Origin of the sequence: Paraburkholderia sp. RL17-381-BIF-C (assembly GCF_046026435.1) — a bacterium.
In the GTDB taxonomy this organism is placed as follows: Bacteria; Pseudomonadota; Gammaproteobacteria; order Burkholderiales; family Burkholderiaceae; genus Paraburkholderia.
In genome coordinates this window covers 16,163-36,352 of record NZ_JARESX010000005.1, presented here as the reverse complement: position 1 = coordinate 36,352, position 20,190 = coordinate 16,163, and the positions used below count along the sequence as shown (strand labels likewise).

17 protein-coding genes are annotated in these 20,190 nt (G+C 64.0%); 6 read left to right on the top strand and 11 right to left on the bottom strand.

Features of this window, described 5'->3' with window-relative positions:
* Positions 1-17 precede the first annotated feature (17 nt).
* On the bottom strand, positions 18-386 hold the full coding sequence (locus P0D70_RS05415) for a c-type cytochrome (RefSeq protein WP_007175710.1): 369 nt from the start codon (positions 384-386) through the stop codon (positions 18-20).
* A gap of 460 nt (positions 387-846) precedes the next feature.
* Between P0D70_RS05415 and P0D70_RS05410 the strand changes: the two genes are divergently transcribed.
* The 5 genes from P0D70_RS05410 (at position 847) to P0D70_RS05390 (ending at position 6,158) form a co-directional block, all read left to right on the top strand.
* Complete coding sequence (locus P0D70_RS05410) at positions 847-1,689, top strand: AAA family ATPase (protein ID WP_408183344.1); 843 nt, start codon at positions 847-849, stop codon at positions 1,687-1,689.
* A gap of 112 nt (positions 1,690-1,801) precedes the next feature.
* Entirely contained in the window at positions 1,802-2,977 is a 1,176-nt protein-coding gene (locus P0D70_RS05405) for a vWA domain-containing protein (RefSeq protein ID WP_091796130.1), read from the top strand.
* 48 nt (positions 2,978-3,025) lie between these two features.
* Positions 3,026-4,246 carry a benzoate/H(+) symporter BenE family transporter gene (locus tag P0D70_RS05400; protein WP_091796132.1) on the top strand — a complete coding sequence of 407 codons (1,221 nt, stop codon included), beginning with the start codon at positions 3,026-3,028 and terminating at the stop codon, positions 4,244-4,246.
* 292 nt (positions 4,247-4,538) lie between these two features.
* On the top strand, positions 4,539-5,492 hold the full coding sequence (gene tal / locus P0D70_RS05395; protein WP_091796133.1) for a transaldolase: 954 nt from the start codon (positions 4,539-4,541) through the stop codon (positions 5,490-5,492).
* Between the two features lie 249 nt (positions 5,493-5,741).
* The gene (locus P0D70_RS05390) at positions 5,742-6,158 is read left to right on the top strand and encodes a VOC family protein (protein WP_408183341.1); all 417 of its coding nucleotides are present in this window, start codon (positions 5,742-5,744) and stop codon (positions 6,156-6,158) included.
* 124 nt (positions 6,159-6,282) lie between these two features.
* Here P0D70_RS05390 and P0D70_RS05385 read toward each other — a convergent pair whose 3' ends face one another.
* The 8 genes from P0D70_RS05385 to P0D70_RS05350 all read right to left on the bottom strand — a co-directional run bounded on the left by P0D70_RS05385 (position 6,283) and on the right by P0D70_RS05350 (position 15,743).
* Positions 6,283-7,407, bottom strand: coding sequence for an FUSC family protein (locus P0D70_RS05385; protein WP_408183339.1), 1,125 nt, complete (start codon positions 7,405-7,407; stop codon positions 6,283-6,285).
* A 177-nt stretch (positions 7,408-7,584) separates the two neighbouring features.
* On the bottom strand, positions 7,585-9,135 hold the full coding sequence (gene mctP, locus P0D70_RS05380) for a monocarboxylate uptake permease MctP (protein ID WP_091796139.1): 1,551 nt from the start codon (positions 9,133-9,135) through the stop codon (positions 7,585-7,587).
* A complete protein-coding gene (locus tag P0D70_RS05375; protein ID WP_091796141.1) occupies positions 9,135-9,374 on the bottom strand; it encodes a DUF3311 domain-containing protein in 240 nt (79 codons plus the stop codon). The genes mctP and P0D70_RS05375 overlap by 1 nt, the downstream gene beginning before the upstream one ends.
* A 432-nt stretch (positions 9,375-9,806) precedes the next feature.
* On the bottom strand, positions 9,807-10,739 hold the full coding sequence (locus tag P0D70_RS05370; protein WP_408183336.1) for a class I SAM-dependent methyltransferase: 933 nt from the start codon (positions 10,737-10,739) through the stop codon (positions 9,807-9,809).
* Entirely contained in the window at positions 10,736-11,209 is a 474-nt protein-coding gene (locus tag P0D70_RS05365) for a DNA-deoxyinosine glycosylase (protein ID WP_091796148.1), read from the bottom strand. The genes P0D70_RS05370 and P0D70_RS05365 overlap by 4 nt, the downstream gene beginning before the upstream one ends.
* Positions 11,209-11,892: a chorismate--pyruvate lyase family protein gene (locus P0D70_RS05360; RefSeq protein WP_408183333.1), complete on the bottom strand. Its 684-nt coding sequence runs from the start codon at positions 11,890-11,892 to the stop codon at positions 11,209-11,211. The genes P0D70_RS05365 and P0D70_RS05360 overlap by 1 nt, the downstream gene beginning before the upstream one ends.
* Positions 11,893-12,015: 123 nt before the next feature.
* Positions 12,016-13,887, bottom strand: coding sequence for a hypothetical protein (locus tag P0D70_RS05355; RefSeq protein WP_408183331.1), 1,872 nt, complete (start codon positions 13,885-13,887; stop codon positions 12,016-12,018).
* A gap of 47 nt (positions 13,888-13,934) precedes the next feature.
* Positions 13,935-15,743, bottom strand: a complete 1,809-nt coding sequence (locus P0D70_RS05350) for a tetratricopeptide repeat protein (RefSeq protein WP_408183328.1) — start codon at positions 15,741-15,743, stop codon at positions 13,935-13,937.
* 273 nt (positions 15,744-16,016) lie between these two features.
* On the opposite strand from P0D70_RS05350, the gene P0D70_RS05345 reads away from it, so the two are divergent.
* A complete protein-coding gene (locus P0D70_RS05345; protein WP_408183325.1) occupies positions 16,017-16,286 on the top strand; it encodes a hypothetical protein in 270 nt (89 codons plus the stop codon).
* Between the two features lie 124 nt (positions 16,287-16,410).
* Here the strand turns inward: P0D70_RS05345 and htpG are convergent, their stop codons facing one another.
* Together htpG and P0D70_RS05335 are read right to left on the bottom strand one after the other, a co-directional pair.
* Positions 16,411-18,315 (bottom strand): molecular chaperone HtpG, encoded by a 1,905-nt coding sequence (htpG, locus tag P0D70_RS05340; RefSeq protein ID WP_091796158.1) that lies wholly within the window; start codon positions 18,313-18,315, stop codon positions 16,411-16,413.
* 164 nt (positions 18,316-18,479) lie between these two features.
* Positions 18,480-19,934 (bottom strand): aminotransferase-like domain-containing protein, encoded by a 1,455-nt coding sequence (locus P0D70_RS05335; RefSeq protein ID WP_408183322.1) that lies wholly within the window; start codon positions 19,932-19,934, stop codon positions 18,480-18,482.
* Between the last annotated feature and the right edge of the window lie 256 nt (positions 19,935-20,190).

The window sequence follows — 20,190 nt, the reverse complement described above, 5'->3', positions numbered from 1 at the left end:
TGGATGACCGCAGCCGATCACTTGTCGGGATTGCTTTTCGAAGAGGAATTTTGCGCTGCGTAATAAGCAGCGATGTCGGCGATATCCTGGTCCGACAGCGACGCGGTAATGGCGCGCATCGTTTCGAAATGGCGGTCGCCCTTCTTGTAGCCATGCAGGGCGTTTTCGAGGTACGCCTGATTCTGGCCGCCGAGCATCGGCACGCGGTAGACCTCAGGGTACGCCGTGCGGTATTCAGGGATGCCGTGGCAGCCGATACACATCGCGACCTTGCCTTGGCCCGCCTTAGCGTTGCCGACGACATCCGCTGCCTGCGCACTGGCCGCATAGCCCGCGAGCACCGACAGCGCTGCGATCACGACGTGTTTGCCAACGAATTTATTCATAGCATGTAACCTGGCTTGAGGGGAAACGGGCGACCAAAAGGCAACGGCCCGCGCCGTTATTCTTATAGGGTAGCCACGCAGGCCAAAAAAATCGGGCTAATTGTACCGCGACGCCGCGCCAAACGTCCACCGCGCGGGGCCGGCGGCCCATCCGCCAGGCGCAAAACCACGCCTAGCGCCGCTTTGCTCCGCCGCGTCTGATCGGCACCGCGTGGCGGCCGCCTTCGCATGCCGAACCGGCGCACCAATTCCACACGGCATTCGCCGCCGCAAGCACCCGATCCGCCCGGCACGCCCGCCCACCGGGCCCGCCGGGCGAGCATCCGGGCCGCTCGCACGCGCCGCGCGCACCCTTGCTTCACGCTGCGACACCGCGGGTGACACCTTACGCGAGCCGGTTTCAGGCCAACAGGTCTTCTGACTTATACTGGGCTTTTTCCCCGAAAAAGAGCATCTCGCCATGCGTTTCGAAGGCTCATCGCAGTACGTCGCCACCGACGACCTCAAGCTCGCGGTCAACGCCGCGATGACGCTCAAGCGCCCGTTGCTGATCAAAGGCGAACCCGGCACGGGCAAAACCATGCTCGCCGAAGAGGTCGCCGCGGCGCTCGGCATGCCGCTGCTACAGTGGCACATCAAGTCCACCACCAAGGCGCAGCAGGGTCTGTACGAGTACGACGCGGTCTCGCGCCTGCGCGATTCGCAGCTCGGCGACGAACGCGTCAAGGACATTCGCAACTACATCGTCAAGGGCGTGCTGTGGCAGTCGTTCGAATCGGAGGCGCAAACGGTGCTGCTGATCGACGAGATCGACAAGGCCGACATCGAATTCCCGAACGACCTGCTGCGTGAACTCGATCGCATGGAGTTCTATGTGTACGAGACGCACGAGCTGATCCGCGCGAAACAGCGCCCGCTCGTGATCATCACCTCGAACAACGAAAAGGAATTGCCCGACGCGTTCTTGCGCCGCTGCTTCTTCCACTACATCAAGTTCCCCGACCCGGTCACCATGCAGCAGATCGTCGAGGTCCACTATCCCGGCATCAAGAAGGAACTGCTCGCGGCCGCCATGCAGAGCTTTTTCGAGTTGCGCAACGTCGCCGGATTGAAGAAGAAGCCGTCCACCTCGGAACTGCTCGACTGGCTCAAGCTGCTGCTCGCCGAAGACATTCCGCCCGAAGCGCTGCGCTCGTCCGACCAGAAGCAGATCATTCCGCCGCTGCACGGCGCGCTCCTGAAGAACGAGCAGGATGTGAGCCTGTTCGAGCGGCTGATCTTCATGAACCGCAATAACCGTTGAAAGATCGTCGACTGAGCGTCGGTTGATCATTGATCGAGCGCCGGGCAGTCGCCGCGAGGCCGCCATTGAAACGACCGCCGCCCCGACCACCCGAGCCCGCAGAGGACCCAGCATGCTGATCGATTTTTTCTACTCGCTGCGCGCCGCCAAGCTGCCGGTGTCGGTGAAGGAATACCTGACGCTGCTCGAGGCGCTCAAAGCCAACGTCATCGCTCCGTCGCTCGACGAGTTTTACTATCTCGCGCGCATGACGCTGGTCAAGGACGAGCAATATTTCGACAAGTTCGACCAGGCGTTCGGCGCGTATTTCAACGGCGTCGCACAGGCCTCGGAGCTCGCTTTCGACGTGCCGCTCGACTGGCTGAAAAAGAAGCTGCAACGCGATCTGTCGCCGGAAGAAAAAGCGCAGATCGAAGCCATGGGCGGCCTCGACAAGCTCATGGAGCGCCTGAAAGAACTATTCGACGAACAGAAGGAGCGCCACGAAGGCGGCAGCAAGTGGATCGGCACCGGCGGCACGTCGCCGTTCGGCAATGGCGGCTATAACCCGGAAGGCGTGCGCATCGGCGGCGACGCGGCGGGCAACCGCACCGCCGTCAAGGTCTGGGAAGCCCGCGCCTATCGCGATTACGACGATCAGGTCGAAATCGGCACGCGCAACATCAAGGTCGCGCTGCGCCGCCTGCGCCGTTTCGCCCGCGAAGGCGCCGCCGAAGAACTCGACCTGCCCGACACGATCCGCAGCACCGCCGCGAATGCCGGCTGGCTCGACCTGAAGATGGTGCCCGAGCGCCACAACAAGGTAAAAGTGCTGATGCTGCTCGACGTGGGCGGCTCGATGGACGATCACATCAAGCGCACCGAAGAACTGTTCTCCGCCGCAAAAGCCGAGTTCAAGCATCTGGAGTTCTACTACTTCCACAACTGCGTGTACGACTTCCTGTGGAAGAACAACCGCCGCCGTCACGCTGAGCGCATGCCGACGTGGGACGTGCTGCATAAATTCACGCCCGACTACAAGCTCATTTTCGTCGGCGACGCGACGATGAGCCCGTACGAAGTGTTGCAGCCGGGCGGCTCGGTGGAGTACAACAACGCCGAAGCCGGCGCAGTCTGGCTGCGCCGTCTCGCCGATCATTTCCCGCATCACGCGTGGCTCAATCCCGAACCGGAAGGCCTGTGGGCGTACCGGCAGTCGGTCAGCGCGATCCGCGAAGTGCTCGGGCACCGCATGTACCCGCTCACGCTCGCCGGCCTCGAGACCGCCATGCGCACGCTGAGCAAATAGTCCGGTCACGTTTTCACGCTTTACACTCCACGATAAGAAAGTATCTGCATGAGTCCGCTGTCATCGCCCGATTTGTCCCCTGCCGCGACACCGCCTGGGCGCCTCAATCCCTTCGCCGACACCTCGCTGTCCGCCATCGTCGCCGGTTTCGTCGCGATGATGACGGGCTACACCAGCTCGCTCGTGCTGATGTTCCAGGCGGGCCAGGCCGCGCATCTGACCGATGCGCAGATTTCGTCATGGATCTGGGCGCTTTCGATCGGCATGGCCGTGTGCACGATCGGCCTCTCGCTGCGTTACCGCGCGCCGATCGTAATTGCCTGGTCGACGCCGGGTGCGGCGCTGCTGGTGTCCTCGCTGCCGCATGTGCCGTACGCGGTGGCCATCGGCGCGTTTATCGTGTGTGCGCTGCTGCTCACCCTGGTCGGCCTGACCGGTTGGTTCGATACGCTGATGAGGAAAATTCCGGCGGGCATCGCCTCGGCCTTGCTGGCGGGCATCCTGTTCGAGATCGGCATCGAGATTTTCCGCGCCGCGCAGTTCCAGACCGCGCTCGTGCTGACCATGTTCCTCACCTATCTGGTCGTCAAACGGCTCGCGCCGCGCTATGCGATCGTGACGACGCTAATTGTCGGCACGGCGGCCGCCGGCGCACTCGGGCTGCTCGACTTCAGCCACTTTCACGTCGCGCTGGCGCATCCCGTGTTCACGATGCCGGCGTTTTCGGTGGCGGCCAGCGTCAGCATCGGGATTCCGCTCTTTGTCGTGGCAATGGCGTCGCAGAACGTGCCGGGTATCGCCGTGCTGCGCGCGGACGGCTACAGCACGCCCTCCGCGCCGCTGATTTCGACCACCGGCATCGCTTCGCTGCTGCTCGCGCCGTTCGGCTCGCACGGCATCAATCTTGCGGCGATCACCGCTGCGATCTGCACGGGCCCTGAAGCGCACGAAAACCGTGACAAGCGTTACACCGCCGCGGTCTGGTGCGGCATCTTCTACCTGATCGCCGGCATTTTCGGCGCGACCATCGCCGCGCTGTTCGCGGCCTTGCCCAAGGCGCTGGTGGTCTCCGTCGCGGCGCTGGCGCTGTTCGGCTCGATCATGGGCGGCCTCACCAACGCCATGCAGGACGTGAAACAGCGCGAGGCGGCGCTGGTCACGTTCATGGTGACCGCCTCGGGGCTCACGCTGCTGTCCATCGGCTCGGCATTCTGGGGGCTGGTGGCGGGCGTGGTGACGCAACTGGTATTGAACGCGCGGCGCGCCTGAGGGCCCGTGGTGCGCTGCGGCGGCATAATGGGCGGCAATACCTTGCACGTCGTCACATCAACGGTGGCGGGCAACTGCCGTTCGAATTCCGTTTGAACGGATTGCCGTGGCCAAGTGTCAACACTGCATCAGGCGATCGCCATAGAATAGAAGCATCCGGCAGCGTTTCCCGGCAACATGGCGGGCAATGCTGCAGCGTGACCCGCGGCCGCCGGAACTGATCTGTCTTTCAGACCGGCGGCGATCTCATTTCTCCTGAACCACGGCGCACGAGCGCCCTGAAGGCTCGAACATGACAACCGCACTCGACCAACTCAAGCAATACACCACCGTCGTGGCCGATACCGGCGACTTCCAGCAGCTTGCCCAATACAAGCCGCAAGACGCCACCACCAATCCGTCGCTGATTCTGAAAGCGGTGCAGAAAGACGACTACAAGCCGTTGCTCGAAAAGACCGTCAAGGCGCACGCGTCGAAGCCGGTCGGCGCGATCATCGACCAGTTGCTGATCGCATTCGGCACCGAAATTCTCAAGATCATTCCCGGCCGTGTGTCGACCGAAGTCGACGCGCGCCTGTCGTTCGACACGGAAGGCTCGATCGCCAAGGGCCGGGAACTGATCGCGCTGTATAAGGAACACGGCATCGGCCGCGAACGCGTGCTGATCAAGCTCGCCTCCACGTGGGAAGGCATCCGCGCGGCGGAAGTGCTGCAGAAGGAAGGCATCCACTGCAACATGACGCTGCTGTTCTCGCTCGCCCAGGCCGCGGCCTGCGCCGAAGCGGGCGCGCAGTTGATCTCGCCGTTCGTCGGCCGGATTTACGACTGGTACAAGAAAAACGCCGGCAGCGCGTGGGACGAAGCCAAAGACGGCGGCGCCAACGACCCGGGCGTCAAATCCGTGCGCCGCATCTACGCGTACTACAAGAAGTTCGGTTACAAGACCGAGGTGATGGGCGCGAGCTTCCGCACGCCGGGCCAGATTCTGGAACTGGCCGGCTGCGATCTGCTGACCATCAGTCCGGATCTGCTGCAAAAACTGCAGGACAGCACCGAAAAAGTGGAGCGCAAGCTGTCGCCGGACCTCGCCAAGGATACGGACATTGAACGCGTGCCGGTCGACGAATCGTCGTTCCGTTTCCTCGTCAACGACGAAGCCATGGCCACTGAAAAGCTCGCCGAAGGTATCCGTGCCTTCGCCGCGGACGCGGTCAAGCTGGAAAAGCTGATCGACGCGCTGCGTTAAGCCTCGCTCGCGCCGCGCTCAACGCCGGCGCTCGGAACTCGCGGCCCTGGATCTCACGATTCAGGGCCGCGCGCCGTTTACCGGCGAGTTTGCGAGGACCGCGTGTGGCAGTGGCGTGCGGCGCCCCACTCTACGACATATAGTCACAATTGCCGTTTGAGCGGCGACTACAATCGTCTTCACGGGTGCTTTCCCGCCAGTCCTGGCGGGCGATATCGGTGCCACTGACCTCGATTCCGGGAGACGATCATGCAGGTTCAACCCTACGTATTCTTCAACGGGCGTTGCGAAGAAGCGCTCGACTACTACTGCGCGAAGCTCGGCGCCCAGGTGACCTTCAAGATGCGTTACAAGGAGGCGCCGCCCGATCCGCAAAACCAGCCGCGCCCCGGTCTCGAAGAGAAAATCATGCACGCCAACGTGCGGATGGGTTCGACCGACTGGATGGCCTCCGACGGCCATTGCGATCCCGCTGCGGGCTCGATGAACGGTTTCAGCCTCTCGCTGACAGCCGACGACACGGCCTCCGCCGAACAGTACTTCACGGCCCTCGCCGATGGCGGCCAGGTCATGATGCCGTTCCAGCCGACCTTCTGGAGCAAGGGCTTCGGGATGGTAGTGGACCGCTTCGGTCTGATGTGGATGGTGACGCTGCCGGAAGGTTGAGCGCGGCGAGGCGGTGGGCGCTCTCGCCGGGTGAGGCTTGCGGCAAGTGGGGCGTCTTGCCGTAAGTGGTGAGGCTTGCCGCAAGCGGCACGCTCAACCCGCCCACCTCTCCAGCCTCACTCGCCTACCCCTTCGCTAAAATCCGCGAATTCCGTTCGATGTTCCAGTTCGACTCGGTTTCCAGCAACTGCTCGCGCAGCCGGTCAACCTGTTCGGCGAGCCGTTGCCCGAGCCAATACGGCCCCTGAAGTTCGGCCGGCAGTTTGAGCGCCGCGTCGCCGTGCCGCTGCGCGAGCGGCGACGCGGCCGGAATGCCGAAATGCGTCGCCCGCGCAAAGCGCAGACCACGCGCCATTGCCAGCAGTATCGCGCGCACGGCGCTCACCTCCGCGCCGCATTGCCTGGCATAGGCGGCGCGCGCTACGGCGTCGGCGTGCATCAGCGGGCCGGTGGCCAGCAACTCCAGTGAACTGAGCAGCGAGCGGTGCAGCCGCTGAATCTCTTCGAGCTTCGCTTGCGGCACATCGATTTCCTTCGCCACCGAAGGCATCAACGAACGCAATTGCACGAGCCGCTTGTTGATGGCAAGAAAGCGCTTGACCTGCTCTTCCTCGCTGATCGTCTCGCCTTCCAGCAGGCGCGTGTAGATACGCGCGCATTCGCGCAGATTGGCCGCGATGCCGTAGCGCCACGAATAGGTGGCATGCAACGGCAGCGCAAACGAAAACGCCAACGCGATCACAATGCCGATCAGCACATTGAGCGTGCGCCAGAGGCCAACATCGATCAGGTTGTCGCCGTGACCCGCGACGATACACATGGTGATGGCCGTCAAGAGCCCGATATACCCGGACGAGCCGATCGCAAACCACGCGCAGATGCCCGCGACGATCGACATCAGCACATAGGTGAGCGGCAGCGAGCCGGTCAGGTTTTGCAGGAGGATCAGGCCGAGCCCGATCGTCGCCCCGAGCAGCGTGCCCGCCGCCCGTTCGGTCGCCTTCTTGCGGATGTTGCCGTGATGCTGCAAGCCGCCGATCACCACCAGCAGCGTCACCGAAGACCAGATGCCGTGCGGAATATCGATCCCGGTGGTCGCCAGAATCGAAACCAGCATGGCCACGCCCACGCGCAGACTGTGCAGCACCTTGGCATGGCGATAGCGGTAGTACGGCGACGTCACCGCTCGAACCATCCGGCTGAACGCCGAGCGGCGAGGAATCAAAGTATGGGAATCGGCAGAAGCCATGGCGGCGCGCTCGATGCGGTAAAGGATGGTTCCGCTATCCTGCCCTGGAGTGCCCTATCAAGACAAACATCGGCAACACAATGCCATCAAGACAAACGCCCGCAAACTTTCGTCTGCGGGCGCTGCGCTTTTCAAGCTCTCGAACCCGTCACGCGGAACGAGGCAAGCTAGTCGTGCTTAGCTTTCGACCACGTCCAGATAGTCTTCCGGACGGGTACGGTCTTCGGCGCGCTGCATGCCGGCCGCGCGCACCAGCAGGCTCACCACCACCGACACCACCAGGTTCACGATCAGCGACCACACTGCCGCGTAGCCCGGAATCGCCATGCCGAACAGGTGGATCGTGAAGATCGAACCGGCCAGCTTCAGCGAAATCGCCATCCACGTACCGGTTGCGATACCGACCGCCCAGCCGGCCAGCAAGCCGCGATAGTCGAGCACGCGCGTGTACAGACCCAGCACGATCGCCGGCAGCGTCTGGATGATCCAGATACCGCCGAGCAGCTGCAACTGGATCGCGTACGTGAGCGGCAGACCGAGAATGAACGCCACCGCGCCGACCTTGACGATAAGCGAGACCAGCTTGGCGACATTGGTCTCCTGCTCATGCGTCATATTGCGGTTGACGAACTCCTTGTGGATGTTGCGCGTGTACAGGTTCGCGGCGGCGATCGACATGATCGCCGCCGGCACCAGCGCGCCGATGCCGATTGCCGCGAACGCCACGCCGACGAACCACGACGGGAAGTAATGCAGGAACAGCGCCGGCACCGCGAAGTTCGGGCCGAACGCCTTGAAATACGGCGCGAACTCCGGCATGTCCTTCACACCCGAGGCGAGCGCCATGAAACCGAGCAGCGCGAGCAGGCCGAGCACCAGCGAGTAGGCCGGCAGCATGGCCATATTGCGGCGGATGGTGTTACCCGACTTCGACGACAGCACCGCCGTGATCGAGTGCGGGTACAGGAACAGCGCGAGCGCCGAACCCACCGCGAGCGTCGCGTACGCGCTGTAGCCGTTCAGGCTGGAGACGTCCGGCGCCTTCAGCAACAGCTTGGCAGGCGGCACGATGCTGAAGATGTGGCCGAAGCCGCCCAGTTGCGGCGGAATCACGATGACCGCGGCAAAGATCGTGATGTAGATCAGGATGTCCTTGACCACCGCGATCATGGCCGGCGCGCGCAGGCCCGAGGTGTACGTGTAGGCCGCGAGAATCGCGAAAGCAATGATCAGCGGCAGATCGCCGACAAAGCCCTTGGTGTCGAAACCGAGCGCGCCGATCACCACTTCGATACCCACCAGTTGCAGCGCGATATACGGCATGGTGGCGACGATACCGGTCACGGCGACCGCCAGAGCGAGCATCCGGCTGCCATAGCGCGCCGACACGAAGTCCGCCGATGTCACGTAGCCCTGACGTTTGGCGATGCTCCACAGTTTCGGGAACACGACGAACGCGAACGGATAGATCAGGATCGTGTATGGCAGCGCGAAGAAACCGGTTGCGCCCGCACCGAACACCAGCGCCGGCACGGCGATGAAGGTGTACGCGGTGTACAGGTCGCCGCCCAGCAGGAACCAGGTGACGATGGTCCCGAAGCGCCGGCCGCCAAGGCCCCACTCTTCCAGATGCGCGAGGTCGCCACGCCGCCAATGGGCCGCAATAAAGCCGAGAATCGTGACGCCGATAAAAAACAGAACGAAGACGAAAGTTGCTGTGGCGTTCATTATCGTGCGCCCCCTTGCGGACGGCTATTCGAGCGCGTCTTGGTCTTGAAGTACACGAGCGCCGTGATGACGGCGCTGATCAGCACCCACAGGAGCTGATACCAGTAGAAGAACGGAAAATCGAACAGCACCGGTTCGACCTTGTTATATGACGGCACCCAGATCATTGCGATCCAGGGCAACAGCAGCAACCAGAGCCAGTGCTTGCTGGCTTTGTTCGCGTCGGCGTCGTGAGCCATGACGTCTCCTCTTCCCTATTATTGAAATGTTGGCCCGTGTTTGACGGGTGGTGGATCCCGCAGCGAGGGGTCGCCTCGCGAATGCCAACGGGCGCCCCGAAAGCTTCGAAAGAGTATAGGAGCCGCGAACGCCCGGTCAAGCAGGGACGACCCGAGCACGACCGTGCTTTCGGGGTCGGTGACGGGGTGTCCGAATGGGCGTTGTCGATGCGAAGAGGCGGGGCGCGGGAGAGTCCGTGCGGCCTGGCTCTGACAGGCCGCCGGTCCGCGTCACGGGGACGCGGACCGGCTATTCAATGCGCGATGGATGGTGCTGCAGGCAACCGTCGCGTGGGCGCAACGGCGAAGGGAGCGGCAACGGGGCAATTGCGCCTCTGTGCTGCTTCGGGCCGGACCCGGCTCGTGCGAGTCCGACCGCTTCGGCACACCAGATCAGATCGAGAACGCGGCGCCGGTCTGTCCGGTCGATTCCTGCAAGCCCTTGATCCACTTGCGTGCGGGCAAACCGAGTTCGGTTTCGATCAGCTTGGCGCGCGTTTGCAGCGCCGTGAACGGGACCTCGAGCGGCGGCCCCGAAAACGCGATCGCGATGCGGTTGCCGTCGTGCACTTCCGGCAGCGCGACCACGCGGCCGTCGAAGGCTTCGTTCAGACGCTTCATGTTGCGCACGAAGCTCGGATGGTCGCCGAACAGGTTCACCGTCACCACGCCCGCTTCGGTCAGACACGCGCGCACCGCACGATAGAAGCCGACGCTGTCGAGCACCGGACCGCGCGCGGTCGCGTCGTAGACGTCGATCTGCAGCGCGCCGATCGTGCCGTGGTTGGCGCGGTCGTTGACGAAGTCCCATGCATCCATTTCGTGCACGCTCAAACGCGCGTCGTCGTGCGGCAGTTCGAACATCGTGCGCGCGGCCACCACGACTGCCGGGTTCACTTCCACCGCCTCGACCTTCGCGTGCTTCAGGAAGCGGTGCGCGAACTTGGTCAGCGCCGCGGCGCCCAAACCGAGCTGGACGATGCGCCTGGGCGTTTCGATGAACAGCAGCCAGGCCATCATCTGCTGCGCGTATTCGAGTTCGATGTGATCCGGCTTGCGCAGACGCATCGCGCCTTGAACCCACTCCGTGCCGAAATGCAGGAAGCGCACGCCGCCCTCTTCCGAGAACGTCACCGGCGCGAAACGGGGCTTGCGCGGCGCTTCGATTTGCGGCGCGTCCTGCAGATCTTCGTCGTGCGAAGCGCGCTTCTTGCCGCGCAGGAGCTTCTGCTCGTTCTGCTTTTGAGGACGACCGCCGGCGGCGTCAGCGTCACGGTTGCGGAAGGCACGCGCTTCAGCGGAAGCGCGCTTGATCAATTTCGTCATGTAAGGATGTCGCGCCAAAGACGCAATTTTTGGTCGAACGAGAGCATAGCATTCGCCGGACTCGACGAAGGCAATACCAGGGTGGCGTAGCCCGCTGCGCCGATCACCGGCGCGAAGCGGCCCGCCGTCTTGCCGTTGAAGCAGACTTTCGCGAGCTTCGGCGCGTGCTCGCGCAACGAAGCGAAATCGTTCGGACTGGCATTGCGGATCGCCGCGTCGAGACTGCCTTCGCGCGTACAGGCGGCGAGCACGTCCCACACACCGATGCCGTGAGCCAGCACGCGCCGCAGACGCTCTTCGTAGGCGAGTTCGGCGAGCGGTTCGTCGAGCACGGTGCCGAGAAGCCGCCAGAACTGGTTGCGCGGATGCGCGTAATACTGTGTCGCGGCGAGCGACGCCTCGCCGGGAAAGCTGCCGAGAATCAGCGTATGCGTATCCGCCGCGGCGACGGGAGGAAAGCCGCGCAGCATCAGCGGCGCCGCTCGTCGGTCGCGCGCGTGGCGGGATGCGCGCGCGATGCGGTGTGCTCGAGCGGACGGCCGTGTTCGCGCACGCGCGGATGCGCGAGCCACTCGTCCGACCAGCTCGCGTGAGACAAGCCCGCCAGATGCGCCCATAGCGCCGGCAGCATGCATTCGGTCACCATCAACGGCGTGCCGTGGCGCTCGAACACCGAGCGGCGCGCGACCAGCGCGTGCGGCGGCAAGCCTTCGACCGCGCGCGCCGCGAGGCGATAGAGCGGATGCCGCGCAGTCAATCTGCGGCTCACCAGCGACGAACGCGCCACGCTGCTGTCGCTATACAGCAACTCGGCCAGCGGCCGGGTGCGCAAGCGCCGCATGGCTTGCCAGACGCCGGCGCTCGCGGCGAGCGGCGCGATGCTGTGCGCCGCCACGAACGGCACGCCGTCGACCGCGAGCATGACTTCGCGTACCCACACCGGCGCGCGCGGCGCGAGACCGAGCGCGGCGCTCTCGTCGGCCCACGGCAGCGCGACGCCCTCATGCGTCACGCGTACCTCGACAGCGCCGAGCGCACGCAGATGCGCGGTCAGTGAACCACCACGGGTCAACCAGTCTTTCTGCGCGGCGCTCAAGCCGGGCAAGGGAGCGACGCGCCAGCGGGCGTCGGCGGCAACGAAACGGATAGACATGGTGTCGGATTATAACGGCGCGGCGGTCGGACCCTTCCCCGCCGCGCACGCTCTTTCCTCCACAGGATTCCATCTTTTACGACGCGGGTCGCGAAGCACTTCGACTGGATTGCGGATTTCGGATCATTCCGCTTTTTCGCCGCCCTGCTCGCGCCAGAACGCGCCGCGCTCTCGGGTAGCGACAAAATCGCGCAATGCTCGCGCGACTTCATCGAGCACCGTATCCCACCGTCCCAACTCGCGCTGCCTGAACAGACGCGCCGACGGATACCACGGACTGTCTTCACGCTCCGTCATCCAGCGCCAGTCCGTGAAGGTCGGCACCAGCACCCAGACCGGCGTGCCGCACGCACCGGCCAGATGGGCAACCGCGGTGTCCACCGTGATGACCAGATCGAGCGACTGCACGATCGCGAGCGTATCGGCGAACGTGCCGATCTCGGGCCCAAGCCTGTGCATGCCGAGATCCGTGCGCCACGTCACCGCCTCGTTTTGCGCCTCGCCCTTTTGCAGCGAAAACCAGCTCACGCCGGTTTGCTCCAGCGCCGGCAGCCATTGCGGCAACGGAATGGACCGGTAGCGATCGAGCCCGTACGCCGGATTGCCGGCCCAGACAATGCCGACGCGCTTTGCAGACGGGCCGCACGCACCGACCGGCGCAAGGGCGTCGAGGCGGTTCCGCCAACGCTGCGCCTGGGCCGGCGATGCACGCAGATAAGATGTGGCGAGCGGCAACATCGGCAAATCGAGATTCATGGGTTCCGGCATTCTGAGCATGCGGCACCAGTAGTCGTACGGTCCGGGCGGCGCGGTGGTCCACGCGGCATGCACGCCCGCCGCGAGACGCGCGACTTCGCCCAGCGGAACCTCGACCCAGACATCCACTTGCGCGCCAAGACGATGCAACCAGTCGGCCATGCGCAAGAACTGCAATTGATCGCCAAGCCCCTGCTCGCCAACGAGCAGAAAGCGGCGACCCGCCACCGGCTCACCTCGCCACTCTGGAAAATCCGGGCGAGCCAGATCGCGATTTTCCGGCAACGCCTCATGCCATCGGTATTGCTTCCAGCCGTTTTTAAAGTCGCCCGCGCGCAATTGCGCAGCAGCCAGATTGAATTGCATCAGCGGATGATCGGGCATCAGCCGCGCGGCTTCGACAGCATGCGCATGCATAGCCGGGAACTCGCCCAGCATGTTGAACGCAAACGACGCGTTGTGATGCAGCCAGCCGTTATACGGATCGACGCCGATGCCCTGAATGGCGACGCTGATCGCGTCTCTGAAACGCTCTACGCCATTCAGCGTGTAAGCCACCTGTTGCAGCGCGAATGCGTCCGCCGCGAAACGCGTGCGCAACTCGGCGATCACGCCGTCGATCGCGTCGCCGCGCTGCGCTTGCCACAGAGCCGCAATCAATTCGAGCGCGTCGGGCAGATGCGTCGAGTCGAGCCGCCAGGCACGCAGCCAGTAGTCCGCTGCGTGCTGATGACCTTCGAGTTGCGTGCTGATTCGCGCCAGCGCGCGCACCGCATGATGCAATGCCGGCTCGAGTTCGAGCGCTTCGAGGTAGTGCCCGCGTGCTTCGGCGAGTCGCATCGAAAGCTTCAGGCAGTCGGCCAGATTGCGATGCAGGCTCGCGGTGCCGCCACCCAGGCTCATGGCGCGATGGTAGAACGCTTCGGCCGCGATCAGCTCGCCGCCCAGCGCGGCGATCAAGCCGCGGTGCTCCCAGATATCCGCGCGCTCAGGCGCGAGGTTCAATGCCAGATCGAGATACTCGCGCGACCGCTCAGTTTGATCGACGCGGAAAGATGCGAGGCCGAGACGGTGGAGCGCGTGTACGTTTTGCGGTTGTTCTGCGAGGACCCGCTGGTAGTCGGCTATCGCTTCGAGATGACGCCCTGCGGCGAAGCAGGCGTCGGCATGTGCGGTGATTGCGGCGACATCGTCGGAGAAGGAAGTGCTGAGTAGTAAATCTGTTTCGTGCATCAACATCGATCAATCGGTTGCGTGAATTGCTTATCTGCAATGGCCTGCGCCGCTTAGGCTTTCTGGTCCGGTGACATCATGGCCGCAAGATGCGCCGCCACCCGCTCGACCACCGGCGCCCACTGTGCAGGCTGCGGCTGCCGGAACAGATCGACGGAGTCGTACCAGAACTGCGACTCCTGCGTGCCCCACGACCAGTGCGAGACGTGATCCAGCATCGCCACTACGCGATGCCCTAATGCGCCGCCGAGATGCAATGGCGCGCTGTCGATCGTTACCAGCGCGTCCAGCGCGGCAAGATGGGCGGCCACGTCATCAAAACCGTGCTCGTAGCCATCGGTCAGGTCGCACAGGTGATAACCCTGCGCGGCGAGCGCCGTCACATCGGCACGGCGTGCGGGCGTGAGCGGATGGAATACGACATCGGGCAGCGCCAGCAGCGGTGCCAATGCCGCAAGCGGGATCGACCGTTTGGCGTCGCGCCGATGCGTCGGGCTCCCGGACCAGACGAGGCCGATTTGCCACTTCGCCTCGGGCGCGCGTGCGCCGACCCGTTCGCGCCACGCCGTCACCTTCGCTGCATCGGCCCGCAGGTACGGCGTGCCGCGGATCTGCTCCGGATGGAGGCCAAGCACGAGCGGCAGGCTCATCATCGGCAACGCGTAGTCTGGCGAGCCGAGCGGTCCGTCTTCTATCGACACGCAATCGGCGTAGAAACGCGCAAACAGCGGTTGCAACGCACGACGCACGGCGAGCACCAGCCGGCCGCCCTCGTCGCGAACGCGAGCGGCCATGAACGGAATGAAGCGGACCATCTGGATGTCGTCGCCGCTGCCCTGCTCGCTGTGGACCACCAGCGTCTTGCCGCCGAGCGCTTCACCACGCCAGCGCGGGCACAAGCGGGCCATCAGACTGACGACGTTGTTCTGTTCGCGGTCTTCGCGCGCAAGACGCGCCTCGAAACGCGGCCACGCGCTCGACCAGGCGCCGCGCCGCAGTTCGAGATCGGCGAGATCGACCGCGGCCTGCACCGCCGACGGATCGAGCGCGAGCGCCGCATGCAGCGCCGCTTCGCTCTCTTCATAGCGCGCCTGCTCGCCGAGATACATGCCGATTGCCGCCAGCACGTCCGCATTGCCAGGCGCGGCGGCTTCCACGGCGCGCATGGTGGCTTCCGCCGCTGCCGGGTCGTCGCACTGCCATTGAGCGTGACTGAGTTGCCACGCCACTTCCGCATCGCCGGGATGACGCGCGAGACTCTCGCGGCAGACGCGCTCGACCACCGGCCAGTCGCGAATCTCGCGAAACGCCAACGCGAGTTGCAACGGCAAGGCCGGATCGAGCGCGGGGTCGAGCGCATAGGCCCGCAGCAGGGCCGCGCGCCGCTCGGCTCGCGCGTCCGCCCCGGGCAGTGCGGCCAACGCGATCGACAAACACCACGGCGCGCGCGCGTCCCGCGGCGCTCGACGCTCATAGACACGCAGCATGGGTACAGCCGCCGACGGCGCGCCGCATTCATCGATCAGCCAGGCCACCCAGTCGAGCGTCGCCTCGAGCGGCTGTGCGGCCACCGCCAACTCGCTGTGACGCTGCGCCGCCTCGGCCTGACCGAGCGCGTCGGCAAACAGCGCGAGCCGGGCATGGCGCGCCCCGTTCGCGCACGCTTGCGCCTGCGACGCGCTGTGATACGCCGCTTCGAAATGCGCCACGCTCGCGCACAGGTCCGCATGCAATTGCGGCGTAACGCCTGCCGCGGCTAATTCGGCCGCGCGCCGCGCGGCGGCATCGAAACCTTGCTCGCGCAGGATCGACCACAGGAGATGAACGGAATCGAGAGGAACGGCCAAGGCGGAATCGGGCATGGGAATGAGGAGCGTGGTTGTCGCGGGCGAGTGCGTAGTCGCAAAAATAAGATCTAGTGCTAGCGGCGCTTAAAGATCGCCAAATAATCCTTTAAGCCTCCGAATAAAAATCGCGCGATCATAAGATAAAGCCGAGCATTGGCATCTCACAAACCAATCTCAATTTAATGCCATTGCTTCTATTTATTTAGTTAACCATAATTAATTTCGACCGATGCCCGGGCACAGCCCCACCGGCCGATCAGATCAACCCATCACAACTTGGAGCAACACTTGAACACTGCGAAATCGAAGGAAACGTCCGACCGCATCGCTCATCTGGCCGCTGTCGTATTGCGGCGCGCGGGTGTCGCGCAACTGGAAAAGGAACTGGCGGGATCGGCACTGGCGCAGCATCACACGTCGAAACAGACCAGCAAGGCGATCGGCAGTCTCGCGGCGAAAGTGCTGGCCGATCATGCCGCGTGTCACGAGGCAAAGGAATTGGCCGGCTGCGTGCTCTCGCAAGTACGCCATGTGGAGGCCGCGGTTCCCGCGCGTTAAGCCCCTGGCTTGAGAGCACCGAAGCGGCCCTGAGGTTGCCGCGCCGGATAAAAAAAATGCGCTGCCGAAGCAGCGCATTTTTCAACCACAAGCGTTATTGCAACGCCGCGGAATCAGGCTCGTCTTACGCCTGGCTCGCGCGCGCCAGCAGCAGCGCATTGGTGCGTTTCACGAAGCTCGCCGGGTCTTCCAGCGCGCCGCCTTCGGCGAGCAAGGCCTGATCGAACAGCAGATGGCACCAGTCGCCGAAGTTCGCGCTGTCCGCATGCAGCCCCTTCACTAGCGCGTGTTCCGGATTCACTTCGAGAATCGGATGGAACGACGGCGCTTGCTGGCCCGCGGCCTTCAGCATGCGTTGCAGGTAGCCGCTCATTTCGCCGTCGTCGGCAACGAGGCAAGACGGCGAATCGGTCAGGCGGAACGTGAGGCGCACGTCCTTGGCCTTGTCCTTCAGCGCTTCCTTCATCTTTTCGACGAGCGGCTTGAACTCTTCGCCAACCTTTTCCTGCGCCTCTTTTTCCTCGTCGTTCAACGCGCCCAGGTCGAGGTCGCCACGCGCCACGCTTTGCAGCGGCTTGCCTTCGAACTCGTTCAGGAACGACAGGATCCATTCATCCACGCGATCGGTCAGTAGCAGCACTTCCACGCCCTTCTTGCGGAACACTTCGAGGTGCGGGCTGTGGGTAGCGGCTTGCCAGGTGTCGGCGGTGACGTAGTAGATCTTGGTCTGCTCGGGCTTCATGCGCGCGACGTAGTCGGCGAGCGATACGGTCTGCTCCGGCGTGTCCGTATGCGTCGACGCAAAGCGCACGAGCTTCGCGATCCGCTCGCGATTGGCGAAGTCTTCGCCGATGCCTTCCTTCAGCACCTGGCCGAATTCCTTCCAGAAACCAGCGTACTTTTCCTTGTCCGCCTCGTTATCCGAATTGGCCAGCTCTTCGAGCATGGACAGCGCGCGCTTGGTCACGCCTTCGCGGATCGCTTTCACGTCGCGGCTTTCCTGCAGGATTTCGCGCGACACGTTCAGAGGCAGATCCGCCGAATCGACCACGCCCTTCACGAACCGCAGATAGGCCGGCAGCAGTTGCTCGGCGTCGTCCATGATAAACACGCGCTTCACGTACAGCTTGAGGCCTCCGCGATAATCGCGGTTGAACATGTCGAACGGCGCGTGGGTCGGCACATACAGCAATTGCGTGTACTCGCTGCGGCCTTCGACGCGGTTATGCGTCCACGTGAGCGGATCCTGATGGTCGTGCGAGAGGTGCTGATAGAACTGCTTGTACTGCTCGTCGGTGATCTCGTTCTTCGCACGCGTCCACAGTGCGCTGGCCTGATTGACGGTCTCGTCTTCGTCCTTCGTGACCATCTCGCTCTTTTCCGCGTCCCACTCTTCCTTCTGCATGAGGATCGGCAACGCGACGTGGTCCGAATACTTCTGGATGATCGATTTCAGACGATGCGACGACAGCAGTTCGTCTTCATCGGCACGTAGATGCAGCGTGATGGTCGTGCCGCGCGCGGCGCGCTCGATCTGCTCGACCGCGAAATCGCCCTCGCCCGCGCTTTCCCAGCGCACGCCTTCCGAGGCCGGCAAACCGGCGCGGCGCGTTTCGACCGTGATCTTGTCCGCGACGATAAAACCCGAATAGAAGCCCACGCCGAACTGGCCGATCAGCGCCGCGTCTTTCTGCTGGTCGCCGGAGAGCTTGCCGAAGAATTCCTTCGTGCCCGAGCGCGCGATCGTGCCGAGGTTGGCAATCGCTTCGTCGCGGCTCATGCCAATGCCGTTGTCGTCGAGCGTGATGGTGCGTGCGGCCTTGTCGTATGACACGCGAATCCGCAGATTCGGATCGTTCTCGTACAACGCGCTGTTTTCGATTGCTTCGAAGCGCAGCTTGTCGGCCGCGTCGGACGCGTTCGAAATCAGCTCGCGCAGAAAGATTTCCTTGTTGCTGTACAGCGAATGGATCATCAGGTGCAGAAGCTGTTTCACTTCTGCCTGAAAGCTCATGGTTTCTTGTGCCATGGTCGGACTTCCTCTCTGTTGCGAATGGGGTTCAAGTCGGGCGCGGCGCCGTTCGTTGCGGGCTGCCCGCCGGCGTGCCGCCGGCCGCCGGTGGGCCGGCCACCGGAGCCGCGAGCCGCGGTACGCCGGATCGTCCGCCTAATTGGGGGCGAGCCGGCGCGGTTTCAAGAGGCGCGCCGCGCCACGCTGTCGAGATAGCGGCACAGAAACGTCGCCAGCTCCGGGTCACCGCAGTTGGCGATATTGAAGCGCATCCAGGTGGTCGGCGACTGCTGCGGTGAGAACAGGCTGCCGGGCGTGAGCAGGAAGCCGGCTTCGTGGCCGGCGGCCGCCAGCGCGTCGGCATCGACGCCCGTGTCGGCCCACAGGAACATGCCGGCCATCGGCGTCAGGAACAGTTTCAGCCCGGTCTTCTCCAGCATCCGCACGGACTTCTCGCGCACGCCGTCGAGCCGCACGCGCAGGCGCTCGACATGCCGCCGGTAGTGGCCTTCGGTCAGAATCTTGTATAGCACACGCTCGTTCAGTTCCGGGCTCGTCATGCCGACCAGCATCTTCTGGTCGCTGACCGCGATGGCCACCTCAGGCGCGCAGGCAATGAAGCCGACCCGCAGATTCGGTGCAAGCGTTTTCGAGAAACTGCCGAGGTAGATCACGCGCTTCAACTGGTCGAGGCTCGCGAGCCGCGTGCCGGGATAGCTCGGCGGACACAGATCGCCGTAAATATCGTCCTCGACGACGATGAAGTCGTACGCTTCGGCAAGACGCAGAATACGGAACGCCTGGGCCGCCGTGAGCGACGTGCCGGTGGGGTTCTGCAGCACCGAATTGATCACCAGCATTTTCGGCCGCCAGGTCTGCACGAGCGACTCGAGCGCATCGAGATCGGGGCCGTCCGGCGTGTACGGCATGCCGACCAGCCGCGCGCCCTGCGAGGCGAAACGCCCGAACATCTGGAACCACGCCGGATCGCCGACGATCACCGCATCGCCGGGTTTCACGTAGATGCGCGAGATCAGGTCGATGGCCTGGGTGATGCCGGACACCATCACGATCTGATCCGGCGAAGCGCCGATCTCCAACTCTTCCAGCCGCGTCTGCAACTGCTGACGCAGCGGCAGGAAGCCCTGCGGCGTACCGATACCGAGCATTTGCGCGCCGCTTTGCCGGCCGAGAGTGCGCAGCGCGTTGGTGATCAGATCGCCGTCGAGCCAGCGCGCCGGCAGATAACCGAGGCCGGGACTGCGCTCCGGACGTGCGCCGGTGTGCAGCATGTTGCGCAGCAGCCAGACCACGTCGATGGTGGCGGGCGCGGGGGCCGCCTCGGCGAGCCGATGAATCTCGGCGGAGGCCGCGGCGGCCAGCCGCTCGCGCACATAGAACCCGGAACCGCGCCGCGACTCCAGAAAACCCTGCGCCACCAGCCGTTCGTACGCCTCGACCACGGTAAAACGCGACACGCCCTTGTCGAGCGCGAGCTTGCGGATCGACGGCATGCGCATGCCCGGGCGGAACACGCGTTCCTCGATACGACGGCGCGCCCACTGGACGAGCTGCTCCACCAGCGTCAGCGACGCGGTGTCGTGCGGGGCGGGAATCTGGGCAAGCGGGACGGACATAACGGGCTCCAACTGTACCGAACAGTATCGAATCGATTGTACCGTTACTGTGCCGGTGGGCGCCGCTACATTTGAGATAAGCAAAGGATGGGACGCAGTCCGGCGGCGCTTAGACAGCCATCCCGGGATCCACGCGTGATCCGGCAAAACCCTGCCGAAACGCCATCCGCATGGCCCGCCGATCCGGCAAACGGTTATGCTTACGGCCCCGGCAACGCCGCCGCCACACCCGGCACGTACCGGTTTACCGCAGAAA